Below are 12,181 nucleotides of genomic sequence, written 5' to 3' on the forward strand. Positions count from 1 at the left end.
ACACCCATTTTCAGGCAGTCAGCCCCTCAGGCTCTTCCAGCCCATTGGCCCGGCAGCAGGCCGTCACCGTATTGGCCAGCAGGCAGGCTATCGTCATCGGCCCCACACCGCCCGGCACAGGGGTGATCGCCCCGGCCACCGCAGCGCAGCTTTCATAGTGGGCATCGCCCACCAGCCGGGTCTTGCCTTCGCCTTTTTCGGGCGCATCAATCCGGTTGATGCCCACGTCAATCACCGTCGCCCCCGGCTTGATCCAATCGCCCGGCACCATCTCCGGCCGGCCCACGGCGGCCACGACAATATCCGCGCGGCGAACCACATCGGGCAGGTCTTTTGTCCGCGAATGCGCGATGGTCACGGTACAGCTATCGCCCAGCAACAGCTGCGCCATCGGCTTGCCCACGATATTGGACCGCCCGATCACCACCGCATCCATGCCCGACAAAGACCCGTGATGATCCCGCAGCATCATCAGGCAGCCCAGCGGCGTGCAGGGCACCATCGACTTTTGCCCGGTCCCCAACAGGCCCACGTTCGAGATATGGAACCCATCCACATCCTTGGCGGGATCAATGGCGTTGATCACCAGATCCTCGTCCAGATGCTTGGGCAGCGGCAGCTGCACCAGAATGCCATGCACCGCCGGGTCAGCGTTCAGCTTGTCGATCAACGCCAGCAGATCCGCCTCGGAGGTGTCGATGTCCAGCTTGTGCTCGTAAGAGTTCATGCCGACCTCGGTGGTCATCTTGCCCTTGGACCGGACATAGACCTGGCTCGCCGGATCCTCACCCACCAGCACCACGGCCAGTCCCGGCGTAATGCCATGCTCTTCTTTCAGGCGGGACACATGCACCGCCACCTTTTCCCGCACCTTGGCCGCAAAGGCCTTGCCGTCGATGATCGTCGCGCTCATCCGTCTTTTCCTTCTGTGCCAATCACCCGCTCTTCGCGGGCAATCACCGTCTCGATCATGATCCGCCACATCGCCTCGGCCAGATCCGGGTCCAAACCACCCGCCGCCGCCTTGTCCCGGACATGTCCCAGCACCGCCTCAATACGTCCAGGGGCCCGCGCAGCGATGCCTTCACGCGCCTTCAGAGCCGGGGCGCGGTTCGTATACCGCTCCCGCTCCGCCAAAAGCGCCACCAAGGCGCTGTCGATCTCGTCGATGCAAACCCGCAGGTCCGCCATGGTTTCGATGGTCTCGGGGGCAGGACGCGCCATGAAGTTTCCTCTTTGTCGTCTGGTCCCGACCGCCGTAGCCGATAACGGCCCTTGCGTGCAACGCGCCGCCCTCCCCGATGACCTAGGGAGGGCGAAACGGTTAGAACAACCCTTCGATCATACCGTCCTCGTTCAGACGGATGCTTTCCGCCGCAGGGGTGCGCGGCAGGCCCGGCATGGTCATGATCTCACCGCAAACCACGACGACAAAGCCCGCCCCGGCGGAGATGCGCACCTCACGCACCGGGATATCAAAGCCGGTCGGCGCGCCGCGCATGGTCGGGTCGGTGGTAAAGGAGTACTGGGTTTTCGCCAGACAGACCGGCAATTTGCCATAGCCCTGATCCTCCCACTCCTTCAACTGAGCGCGAATCTTGCTGTCCATCACGACGTTGTCGGCGCGGTAGATTTCCTTGCAGACGGTTTCGATCTTCTCGGCCAGCGACAATTCATCGGCATAGAGCGGGCGGTAATCCGCCTCACCGGCCTCACACAGTTCGACCACCTTCTTGGCCGTCTCGGTGATGCCCTCGCCGCCAAACTCCCAATGCTTGTTCAGGATCGCCTCGACTCCCAGCGACGCGCAGAAGTCCATGACCGCCTGCACCTCGGCGTCGGTGTCGGTGACAAAGTGGTTGATGCCCACAACCGCCGGCACGCCGAACTTTTTCATGTTCTCGATGTGACGGCCCAGGTTCGGGCAGCCGTCCTTGACCGCCTGCACGTTCTCCGCGCCCAGATCCGCCTTGGCCACGCCGCCGTTCATCTTCATCGCGCGCACCGTGGCCACGATCACCACCGCATCAGGGCGCAGACCGGCCTTGCGGCACTTGATGTCCATGAATTTCTCGGCACCCAGATCGGCACCAAAGCCCGCCTCCGTCACCACGTAATCCGCCAGTTTCAGCGCGGTAGAGGTGGCAATGACAGAGTTACAGCCATGCGCGATATTGGCAAAGGGACCGCCATGCACAAAGGCCGGGTTGTTCTCCAGCGTCTGCACGAGGTTCGGTTGCATCGCGTCCTTGAGCAGGACAGTCATGGCACCTTCGGCCTTGATGTCGCGGCAGAAGACCGGGGTCTTGTCGCGGCGATAGGCCACGATCATGTCGCCCAGTCGCTGTTCCAGATCCTTGAGGTTCTTGGCAAGACAGAGGATCGCCATGACCTCGGACGCCACGGTGATGTCAAACCCATCCTCACGGGCAAAGCCGTTGGCGACGCCACCCAAGGACGAGGTGATCTGACGCAGCGAACGGTCGTTCATGTCGACAACACGGCGCCAGACAACTCTGCGGGTGTCAATTTCGGCCGCATTACCCCAGTAGATGTGGTTGTCGATCATCGCCGACAGCAGCGAGTGCGCTGATGTGATCGCGTGGAAGTCGCCGGTGAAGTGGAGGTTCATTTCCTCCATCGGAACAACCTGCGCCTTGCCGCCGCCAGCAGCGCCGCCCTTCATGCCAAAGTTCGGCCCAAGAGAGGCCTCGCGGATGCAGATCATCGCGTTCTTGCCAATCTTGTTCAGACCGTCGCCCAGACCCACAGTTGTGGTGGTCTTGCCCTCACCGGCAGGCGTCGGGTTGATCGCCGTGACAAGGATCAGCTTGCCGTCCTTGCGGTCCTGAACGCTGTCGATGAACGGCTGGCTGATCTTGGCCTTGTCATGGCCATAGGGCAGCAGATGTTCTGTCGGGATGCCAAGGCGATCACCGATTTCCTGAATCGGTTTCTTGTTGGCCTCGCGGGCGATTTCGATGTCGGACTTGAATGCCATTCTGCTGCGCTTCCTGTTGGGGGGCGGTGATCTCTTGCCTCAAGGCATACAGAGACGGGCGCCGCGCTGGGAAAGCGAATCCGACATATTCCGGCTGTGTTGCGGCGCAGATCGGTCACCCGGCGAACAATTCGCCGCCCATCGGAAACGATTGTGTCTTTCTGGTGTACCGGACGCGGCTTGGAGGGCGGGCCGCTGGCCGCGCAGCGGCCGGTCGGGGTGGCCGGAAAGCGGCGACCTAATCGGGTTGCCAGCCACGCTGGTCCGGTATGTGCAGACGCAGAACGTCCCCCAACGCCACGCGCCCCTCACACGCGACAGAGGCTGTGACACCACGGCGGCCTGTTGCGGCAGGCTTGAACCCCTTGCCCAGACCCGGCGCAACCTTGTCGATGCTCTTGGCCGGGAATTGGCAGGGCCGGTTCTGCATGTCCACGGTCAGCGTCGCACCGGATGGGGCTTGCAACCGCGACGACGGCGGCACAAAGCTGAAATCCGGCAGGCCGCTAATCACCATGGATGCGCCCAGTCGAGCCGGGTCAATCGTCTCGACCCCCATCCGGGCGGCGATCTCGGCCAGATCCTCGGCACTGATGATGCTCAACTGGCGTTCATTGCGGATGCGGGTGCCGCGCGAGTATTGCGATTTGACCCGCGAGCACGACTCCCGTGTCGCCCCGCCATGCACCGACCCGGCAATCCCGTCAAAGGTCAGGTCCACAGCATTGCGCTTTTCGGCCAGCAATTCCACGCGGTCGTCATTCGTCACGACGCCCAGCCAGATCACGGTTGCGGAATAGTCGGTGGGTTTCAAGGCAGGCATTGTCGGCTTTCCTATGGTGCAGGCGCACCGTGCCCGGCGCGGACGACGGTAAAGAACAGGCGGCGGAAGGGGAACAGCGCGCTCCCGTCCGCCGACAGCGGATAGGCTTTGGGAATCAACTCGTCATAGGCCCGGACAAGCCGCTCACTCTCATGGTCGGGCATGGCTTGCAGGATCGGCCGCGCATAGGTTGCCTCTGTAAAGCAGCGCACTGGATGCCCGTCCTCCGACGGCGGCAGCTTTTGGAAATAGTCCGTCTCCCAGAGGCGGACATCCCCCATGGTTTCGAGAAGATGATAATACTGCGCGGGCAACAGGACCGATGGCAGATCCACATCGTCCATCCGCCCCGGACACAGTTCATCCGCCAGCGTGCGCCACAGGCGATGTGACGGCGCATTGTTCTGATGTGGGACCTGCACTGCAAGGGTGCCCCCCGGCGCCAGGGCCGCGACCAGCCGAGGCAAAAGGGTCTGATGATCACTGGCCCAGTGCAGCGACGCGTTGGAAAAGATCAGCGCCGGTGCCTCATCCGGGGTCCACAAGGCGATATCCGCCTCATCCAGCCGGTCATATACGTCCAGCGCGCGCGCCTGCTGCATCATCGCCGGAGACCGGTCGACCCCGATCAGTCGGGCCTTCTGTGTCTCGCAGAACCGCAGATGCAGGGCCGACGCCACGTCCCCCGCGCCGCATCCCAGATCGACCACATCCCCTTTGGGCAAGGGGCCGACCCGTGCCAGCAGATCCAGTGCGGGGCGCAGACGTTGACCCCGGAACCTGTGATAGATCCCGGGGTCCCAGTCATTCTGGCCCACGCCGCTCATGCGGTGGGTTCAGGCTCCATCCCGCCATCGTCCGACGGTTTTGCCTTGGGCTTGGTCTTGGGAATGGCGGTCAGAGACGGTTTTTCGTCAGCCACACCCGATCCACCATCATCGTCACCCGAATGCGGATCCTCACCGCGCATGACGCGCTTGATCTCTTCGCCGGTCAGGGTTTCGAACTCAAGCAGTCCCTGCGCCAGCCGCTCCCATTCGTCGTGACGGTCAGTGAGGATCTGGAAGGCGCGCTCATAGGCTTCCTGAATGAAGCGGCGCACTTCTTCCTCGATCATCTCCTTGGTGTGGGCGGACACCGACAGACCGGCAGTGTTGCCCTGATAGCCCTCGTGGGCCTCGGCGTAGTCGATGTTGCCGATCTTGTCCGACATGCCCCAGCGCAGCACCATGGCGCGCGCCAGCGCGCTGGCTTGCTGGATGTCGCCCGCCGGTCCGTTGGAGACGTTGTCTTCGCCGTATTTGATGATCTCGGCGGCCTTGCCCGCCATGGTCATCGCCATCTTTTCCTCACACTCGGAGCGGTGCCAGTTCAGACGGTCGATTTCGGGTAGAGACACCACCATGCCCAACGCGCCGCCGCGCGGGATGATCGTTGCCTTGTAGACCGGATCACACTGCGGCAGGGCCAGACCGACAACGGCGTGACCGGCCTCGTGATACGCGGTCTTTTCCTTTTGCTCATCGGTCAGAACCATGCTGCGGCGCTCTGCGCCCATCATGACCTTGTCCTTGGCCTGCTCAAAATCCTCCATCGTGACAAACCGGCGGCCGATGCGCGCCGCCATCAGCGCCGCCTCGTTCACAAGGTTGGCAAGATCGGCACCGGAAAAGCCCGGTGTGCCGCGCGCGATGATGCGCAGGTCCACATCGGGGCCCAGCGGGGTCTTGCGGGCATGCACGCCAAGGATCTTTTCCCGGCCCTTGATATCCGGGTTCGGCACCGTCACCTGACGGTCAAAACGACCGGGACGCAGCAGAGCCGGGTCCAGAACATCGCGACGGTTGGTGGCGGCGACGATGATCACACCCTCGTTCGCCTCAAAACCGTCCATCTCGACCAGCAGTTGGTTGAGCGTCTGCTCGCGTTCGTCATTGCCACCGCCATAGCCCTGACCACGGGCACGGCCCACGGCGTCGATTTCGTCGATAAAGACGATACAGGGGGCGTTTTTCTTCGCTTGTTCGAACATGTCTCGGACACGGCTGGCACCGACACCCACAAACATCTCGACAAAGTCAGAGCCGGAGATGGTAAAGAACGGCACACCCGCCTCACCGGCAATCGCCCGCGCCAGCAGCGTCTTACCCGTGCCCGGAGGGCCAACCAACAGCGCGCCTTTGGGGATCTTGCCGCCAAGACGGCTGAATTTCTGCGGGTTACGCAGGAATTCCACAATTTCCTCAAGCTCTTCCTTGGCCTCATCAATGCCCGCCACGTCGTCAAACGTCACGCGACCATGCTTTTCGGTCAGCAGCTTGGCCTTGGATTTGCCAAAGCCCATCGCGCCGCCTTTGCCGCCGCCCTGCATCCGGTTCATGAAATAGATCCAGACACCGATCAGCAGCAGGAAGGGCAAGAGGCTGAGCAGGAAGGACTGAAAGCCGGATTGCTCTTGCGCCTCGGCCTTCATCGGGACGTTGTTGTCCAGCAGCAGGTTGGTCAATTCCGCGTCCTGCGGCTTGATCGTCACATAGTCCTGCCCGTCTTCTGTCCGATAGCGCACTTGCTCTCCGTCGACCGTCGCAGAACTGACGTTCTGCGATTCAACGGCGCGTACAAAGTCGGAATAACTGACTTCGCGGCTTTGCAGCGTGGTTCCGCCGCCCGAGAACAGGTTGAAGAGCGCCAGGATCAGCAGGAAGAGGACGACCCAGAAGGCGATGTTTCTCGCGTTACCCAAGGGGGAACTCCTTTGAAAACTTTGGTGCGTCATAGCACAGCGATTTGGTGTGTAAAATAGACATCACTGGGCCGGGTTCAATGCGACAGCAGGAACCGGGCAAAGCTGCCCGTCTCCTGCCCCATCGGCCAAAGACGCGTGCCCGGCGTTTCGGTCCGGCCAAGCGCGTGACAGGCGACCAGCGTATCGCCCCGCCACAGGCTGGGCAGCGATCTGGCGGAATGAAACGGCGGCGCCGCCTCCGGTTTTTCGCCGATCTGCGTCCAGCCGTCTTCCCCCAGCGCGCGTATGAAGTCACCCTCTGCTCCGGTTCCTTGGATCTGCCAGCGCCCATCCCACAGCCGAACACGTCCATCGCCCTGGCCAAGCGGCTGGATCAGGCCCTGCACCGCCTTGAATTCGCGGAAGACCCGCAGCGTGTCCCGCTCCATCCGCGCCTCGCATCCATGCAGCGTGCCGGCACCGCCGGCCAACAGACGCTCCAGCAAAGCGTCCAGGGGGGCGATGCGCGGGCGGTATTCGGCGGATGATACCCATTGCAGCGCAGCGGCCAACAGTCGCAACTGCGTGTCGCGTTCGACCGCCTCATAGCCGGAGCGGTCGAGCAGGATTTCCCCCGTAGGTGTATGGCTTGCCCGTCCCTCCTGCCCAACCTCTTTCCAGACCTGAACGGCGCGCGCGCCCAAGGCGTCCCGCGCGCGCGCCATGCGTTCGGCCGTGTCGGCCAAAGTCGTCACATCCAGCCCCAGTTCCGCCAGCGCTGGCAGAGCCTGCCGGACCCGGACGCGCCGGTAAGCGGGGTCATCGTTCGACGGGTCCTCGACCCAGCGACCCTGCAATGTGCGCAGATAATGGCGCAACTCGGTACGGGTCATGGTCAGGCAAGGACGGACCACCCGGAACGCGCCAGAGCGCCCGGGGCCGCCTTTGACCACCTTCGATTGCTGCGGCAATGCACCGTCGAACTCGGGCGCGGTCAGCGGATGCGCGCCACCGTGACGCACCGTGCGACTGGCCGTCATCGCCGACAGCCCCTCGACCCCAGACCCGCGTGCCAGTCTCATCAGAAAGGTTTCGGCCAGATCGTCGCGGGTGTGCGCCATCAGGACGTGCCCCAAGACGCCGCGCCAACGGTCGATCATTTCCAGCCGCCCGCGGCGGGCGGCATCCATCTTGTTGCCCAGTCCGTCCCAGTGCCAGCGCAGTGTGGCATGGGGCCAGCCAAGTTCGCTGCATTCGCGCGCCACCATCGCCGCCTCATCGGCGCTTTCGGGACGGAACCCGTGATCAACCGTGACCACATGCAGCCGCACACCCCAGACCCGTGTCCAGTTGTGTGCAAGATACAGCATCGCCATGCTGTCCCCGCCGCCGGAAACCGCCAGCCCGATATCGGAGGGAAAATCCGGCCCAAGCAATTGCCCCATCGCGGCGGCGAACCTCTGGTCAAGGCTCTCCGATGGTGGCCGTCGGTTATTGGCAGCCAAGTTTCTGTCGGCTCGCCTCGGCCTGTGACACCGCATCCGATCCCGGATACCGGACGCTGACCTCACCCAACGTGATGCAGGCGTCGTCAATCGACCCCAACGATGCAATGGCATCGCCCAGCCGCCACAGTGCCTCTGGCGCGATCGCCGCATCCGGAAAGCCGGAATAGGCTGACAGGTAGCGCCGCGCGGCCTCTCTCGAGTCGCCCAAACCCTCCAGCGCACGGCCTTCACCGACCAGCGCCGCAGGTTCCAGCGGTCCCATGGGATAGGTCTCGCGGAACTGCGCGAACAGCAACTCCGCGCCTGCGTAGTCACCTTCATCCAACGCGTCCAAAGCGGATCGGAAATCCGCCTCTTCGCTGATCGCCAATTCGCCGTCAAACGGCAGCGCATCGGTGGCGGGCGGTGTCGCGGGTTGCGCGACCGGGGCCGTTGGCACGGCATCGCCGCCCAGCGGATCGGTTTCGCTCAGCTTGCCGATGTCACAACCTGCCTCCAGCTCGCAGATGCGGAATTTCAGGTCGCCGATGCGGTTGGTGCCGTCCTGAACCACGCGACCGATCCGGAACTCCAGCTCCTCCGCCTTGGCGGTGACGCGCTGCAATTCGCCCTCGATGGCGGTGATCCGGTCCAGAGCCGATCCGCTGATCCCCAGCGCGGGTGATCCGGTGGTGTTCAACTCGCTGCGCAGCTTGCGCAGCTCGACCGTCAGGACCGCAAGATCCTGCTTTATGTCGGCCAGCGTTTCACCCTGCTGCGCTGCGGCCATGCTGCCTGCCAGCAGGCAGGCTCCGAACACCATCCCCCGCAACATGTCTTATCCCGTCAGTCCAGTGGCTGAGATCACCGTCACGGCGCGGCGGTTCTTGGCGTAGCAGGCTTCTTCGGAACAGATCTCCAGCGGGCGTTCCTTGCCGTAGCTGACAAACTTCAGCCGGTTTTGCGGGATACCCTTGGCGACAAGATATTCCATCACCGCGTTGGCTCGCCGGGCGCCCAGCGCAAGGTTGTATTCCCGTGTGCCCTGCTCATCCGCATGACCCTCGATGATCGCCAGATAGTCCGGATTGGTTTGCAGCCATGTCGCCTGACCGTCCAGCACCACCCGCGCCTCGGGGCTGAGCGACGACTGGTCGACGGCAAACAGCACCCGGTCCCCGACACGGGCCGAGAAATAGGCAGGCGACCGGGGGTCGTCCACGCTGCCCGGTACAACCGTCGATGTATCGGGTCCGCCGGCGCCGCGGCTGGCGTCCGGTCCGCCAAACCTGTTGGGGTTTGTACAGGCCGCGGTGGCCAGCGCCGCGACCATAAGGAGGGCCATGGTTGTATGTTTCATTGTTTAGCGGTCCTGCTCTGGTTGTTGCGTTTGGTTTACCACAACACGCAACATATGGGAATTGATGTTATTGAAGCGGGCCCCAACTGGGGTCCGAGGCACCGGCGGGTGTGCGCACCCGTTTCAGATTGCGCCCCGAGATGTCGACCGAATACAGCGCCGATGAGCCCTGCGCGCCCTGGGTCTCACGGGCGAACATGATAACGCGCCCGTTGGGTGACCATGTCGGGCCCTCATCCAGGAAAGAGGCGGTCAGCAGGCGTTCCTCCTTGCCATCGGTGCGCATCACCCCGATGTGAAAGCGCCCGGCGTTCTGCTTGGTAAAGGCGATCCGGTCACCGCGCGGCGACCAGACCGGTGTGCCATACCGGCCCTCGCCAAAGCTGATCCGCTGCGCCTCTCCGCCCATGGCGGGCATGACATACAACTGCTGACTGCCGGATCGGTCGGATTCGAATACGATCTGACTGCCGTCGGGGGAGAAGCTGGGCGCAGTTTCGATCGCCGGGGTCGACGTCAGCCGCCGGGTCGCGCCCGAGGCAAGATCCATGGCGTATATGTCCGTATTGGACCCTTGGGTCAGCGAAAAGACCACCATGCGCCCGTCCGGAGAAAAGCGCGGCGCAAAGCTCATCTCGCCATCGCCCACCTGCAAGATGCGGCTATCGACGTTTCCGACGGTCAGAACATGGATGCGCGGAAACCCGGTGGCATAGCTGGTGTACAGCACCCGCTCGCCGTTCGGTGAAAAGCGCGGGGCCAGAACCAGAGAGGAGTCATCGGTCAGGAACTGCACGTTTGCGCCGTCGTAATCCATGATTGCCAGCCGCTTCTGGCGCGCATCCTTGGGTCCGGTTTCTGAAACAAAGACCACTCGGCTGTCGAAATAGGGCGTCTCGCCGGTCAGCCTGCTATAGACCTGATCGGCAACCTTGTGCGCCAGTCGGGTCCACCCACTGGCGTCCGAGACGAACTGCATTCCCTGCCCCAGCTCTTGCCCGGCAAAGACGTCCCAGACGCGGAATTTGACCACCACGCGACCAGAGGAATCCGCCGCGACCGATCCAGTGATCAGCGCCTGCGCGTTGATCGCTTTCCAGTCGGCGAATTGCACCGGCGCACCAAAGCTGCTGACGCGTGCGATGTGGGCATCGCGCGAAATTTCGCGGAACAGTCCCGTGCCCGTCAGGTCAGCGGCGATCACGCGGCTGATGTCGGTGGCAAACTGTTGCGCCGCCGGGCTTTCGGCGACGAAGTCAGGCACCGCAAACGGCATGGGTTCGATCACACCTTCGGTGAGCTCGATACGAAGCGGACCAGACTGGGCCGTGGCCTGCACCGGCAAAAGCGCCGTGGCACAGACTAGAACCAAGGCGGCAAGGCGTGCGATCATCTCGGGGACCCTCCTTCGGGTGCTGCTCGGACCGGATGCGGCGGGTCTGTGCCCGCCCTGCATCAACCTATCCGCATTTGGCCTGTCGCAAAACAGGCAATACATGGGGCGCAAGGGGGAATTTGCGCAGGAAGCCGCTCATTTCCATCTAATTCCTTCAGAGTATAACACCGCCCGACGGGTCGCGGTTCCAGCAGTCATCGCAACCGCATGGTGGCGGGGTTGAAGGTCATCTCGATTTCTCGCCACTGATCGTATTTTTCGGCAGGCAGACCATAGCCTTCGGCCCCCTGACACCGCAGCACTGCGCGCCGCGCCACCTGAAAGGCGGTCTGGACCGCAGCGGCGCTGCCCTGCGACGCACCCACCATCTTCAGGCTGCTCGGAACGACGCGGCCGTCCTGCTCCATCTCAAAGCCCACCGTGACCGTGATGCTTGACGCCTCGGACCCGACATCCACCACCCAACACGCCTGCACCGCCAACCGCAGCGCCTCGCGCTCTCCGCTGGTCATCGGCGGACCTGAGGGCGCGGCGGGCGCGGGGGCGGCCGACAGCGCCTCGGCCAGCGCCGAAGTGATGGCGTCATCCGCCCCGCTGATCGGATCGGGATCGGGTTGCGCGGCCTCAGGTTGCGGCGCCGGATCGGGTCGGGCCGCCTGCGCGGCGCGTTGCGGTCGCGCCTGCGGACGGATCGACTCGGACGGGGCAAAGCGTTCGTCCGCTTCGGTCACGATCTCGGTCGTGGTTTCGGGCGGTGCAGTCGCCTCGCGCAACTCCTCGGCCACGTCAGGGCTGACGGCATCCGGGTCGGCGGCCTCTACCCGTTCTTCGGCGCGTTCGGTGTTCGGGTCCGGCGGCGCCACGGGGGTGTTGGCCACCCGGTCCGCCGGGCGCGCCTTGGGACGCAGCGACGCGGTCGGCGCGACTGGCGCGGGCGGCGGTGCGGGCAGCGGGGCCGGAGGCACCGGGATCGGTTCAGGTTCGGGCAGTGGCGCGGGGACCGGCGTTGGCTCCGGCACGAGTTCTGGAAGCGGTTGAGGTTCAGGCACAGGCTCCGGCTCTGGCACAGGTTCGGGCACAGGTTCCGGCGTCGGGGCAGGCTCCGGCTCTGGTGTCGGTGCGGGGGTTGGTTCTGGCGTCGGTTCTGGCGTCGGTTCTGGCGCTGGCTCGGGTGCCGGTTCAGGCGTCACCACTGGCGTCACAGGCTCTGCCACCGGCTCGGGTGTCGGAGGCGCGGTCAGCGCGGCGAAATCCGCTTCGCTCAGGATTGTCACGTCTGCCACCTGCATCTGCGGCGGATCCGTCGCAAACACATTGCCCAGCAGCAGCCAAGCAAGCACAAGGGCATGCGCCCCGCCTGATATGTACAGATAGCGGTTCATTTGCGCC

The 12,181-nt window shown here is 63.9% G+C and carries 11 protein-coding genes; all 11 read right to left on the reverse strand.

What is annotated here, in order from left to right; genetic code table 11:
- Positions 1-10: 10 nt before the first annotated feature.
- The 11 genes from folD to CHB90_RS26110 all read right to left on the reverse strand — a co-directional run bounded on the left by folD (position 11) and on the right by CHB90_RS26110 (position 12,174).
- Positions 11-913: a bifunctional methylenetetrahydrofolate dehydrogenase/methenyltetrahydrofolate cyclohydrolase FolD gene (folD, locus tag CHB90_RS07910; protein WP_089277323.1), complete on the reverse strand. Its 903-nt coding sequence runs from the start codon at positions 911-913 to the stop codon at positions 11-13.
- Positions 910-1,224, reverse strand: a complete 315-nt coding sequence (locus tag CHB90_RS07915) for a chorismate mutase (RefSeq protein WP_089277324.1) — start codon at positions 1,222-1,224, stop codon at positions 910-912. Before CHB90_RS07915 ends, folD begins: the two co-directional genes overlap by 4 nt.
- A 100-nt stretch (positions 1,225-1,324) precedes the next feature.
- Complete coding sequence (locus tag CHB90_RS07920) at positions 1,325-3,001, reverse strand: formate--tetrahydrofolate ligase (protein ID WP_089277325.1); 1,677 nt, start codon at positions 2,999-3,001, stop codon at positions 1,325-1,327.
- 238 nt (positions 3,002-3,239) lie between these two features.
- Positions 3,240-3,824: an MOSC domain-containing protein gene (locus tag CHB90_RS07925; protein ID WP_089277326.1), complete on the reverse strand. Its 585-nt coding sequence runs from the start codon at positions 3,822-3,824 to the stop codon at positions 3,240-3,242.
- A gap of 11 nt (positions 3,825-3,835) precedes the next feature.
- Positions 3,836-4,651, reverse strand: coding sequence for a methyltransferase domain-containing protein (locus CHB90_RS07930; protein WP_089277327.1), 816 nt, complete (start codon positions 4,649-4,651; stop codon positions 3,836-3,838).
- The gene (gene ftsH / locus CHB90_RS07935) at positions 4,648-6,567 is read right to left on the reverse strand and encodes an ATP-dependent zinc metalloprotease FtsH (RefSeq protein ID WP_089277328.1); all 1,920 of its coding nucleotides are present in this window, start codon (positions 6,565-6,567) and stop codon (positions 4,648-4,650) included. Before ftsH ends, CHB90_RS07930 begins: the two co-directional genes overlap by 4 nt.
- Positions 6,568-6,644: 77 nt before the next feature.
- Positions 6,645-7,994, reverse strand: a complete 1,350-nt coding sequence (gene tilS, locus CHB90_RS07940; protein WP_245823196.1) for a tRNA lysidine(34) synthetase TilS — start codon at positions 7,992-7,994, stop codon at positions 6,645-6,647.
- A 46-nt stretch (positions 7,995-8,040) separates the two neighbouring features.
- Positions 8,041-8,871: a tetratricopeptide repeat protein gene (locus CHB90_RS07945; RefSeq protein ID WP_089277330.1), complete on the reverse strand. Its 831-nt coding sequence runs from the start codon at positions 8,869-8,871 to the stop codon at positions 8,041-8,043.
- Between the two features lie 3 nt (positions 8,872-8,874).
- A complete protein-coding gene (pal, locus tag CHB90_RS07950; protein ID WP_089277331.1) occupies positions 8,875-9,396 on the reverse strand; it encodes a peptidoglycan-associated lipoprotein Pal in 522 nt (173 codons plus the stop codon).
- Positions 9,397-9,463: 67 nt separating this feature from the next.
- A complete protein-coding gene (gene tolB / locus CHB90_RS07955) occupies positions 9,464-10,789 on the reverse strand; it encodes a Tol-Pal system beta propeller repeat protein TolB (protein WP_089277332.1) in 1,326 nt (441 codons plus the stop codon).
- Positions 10,790-10,986: 197 nt separating this feature from the next.
- A complete protein-coding gene (locus CHB90_RS26110; protein WP_141135821.1) occupies positions 10,987-12,174 on the reverse strand; it encodes a cell envelope biogenesis protein TolA in 1,188 nt (395 codons plus the stop codon).
- Positions 12,175-12,181 lie beyond the last annotated feature (7 nt).

The sequence above is a fragment of the Antarctobacter heliothermus genome, assembly GCF_900188425.1.
Lineage (GTDB): Bacteria > Pseudomonadota > Alphaproteobacteria > Rhodobacterales > Rhodobacteraceae > Antarctobacter > Antarctobacter heliothermus.

Bases quoted from the DNA above. Each gene is read 5' to 3' on its own strand.
- folD (WP_089277323.1), bottom strand. From the start codon at position 913: ATGAGCGCGACGATCATCGACGGCAAGGCCTTTGCGGCCAAGGTGCGG.
- CHB90_RS07915 (WP_089277324.1), bottom strand. From the start codon at position 1,224: ATGGCGCGTCCTGCCCCCGAGACCATCGAAACCATGGCGGACCTGCGG.
- CHB90_RS07920 (WP_089277325.1), bottom strand. From the start codon at position 3,001: ATGGCATTCAAGTCCGACATCGAAATCGCCCGCGAGGCCAACAAGAAA.
- CHB90_RS07925 (WP_089277326.1), bottom strand. From the start codon at position 3,824: ATGCCTGCCTTGAAACCCACCGACTATTCCGCAACCGTGATCTGGCTG.
- CHB90_RS07930 (WP_089277327.1), bottom strand. From the start codon at position 4,651: ATGAGCGGCGTGGGCCAGAATGACTGGGACCCCGGGATCTATCACAGG.
- tilS (WP_245823196.1), bottom strand. From the start codon at position 7,994: ATGGGGCAATTGCTTGGGCCGGATTTTCCCTCCGATATCGGGCTGGCG.
- CHB90_RS07945 (WP_089277330.1), bottom strand. From the start codon at position 8,871: ATGTTGCGGGGGATGGTGTTCGGAGCCTGCCTGCTGGCAGGCAGCATG.
- pal (WP_089277331.1), bottom strand. From the start codon at position 9,396: ATGAAACATACAACCATGGCCCTCCTTATGGTCGCGGCGCTGGCCACC.
- tolB (WP_089277332.1), bottom strand. From the start codon at position 10,789: ATGATCGCACGCCTTGCCGCCTTGGTTCTAGTCTGTGCCACGGCGCTT.
- CHB90_RS26110 (WP_141135821.1), bottom strand. From the start codon at position 12,174: ATGAACCGCTATCTGTACATATCAGGCGGGGCGCATGCCCTTGTGCTT.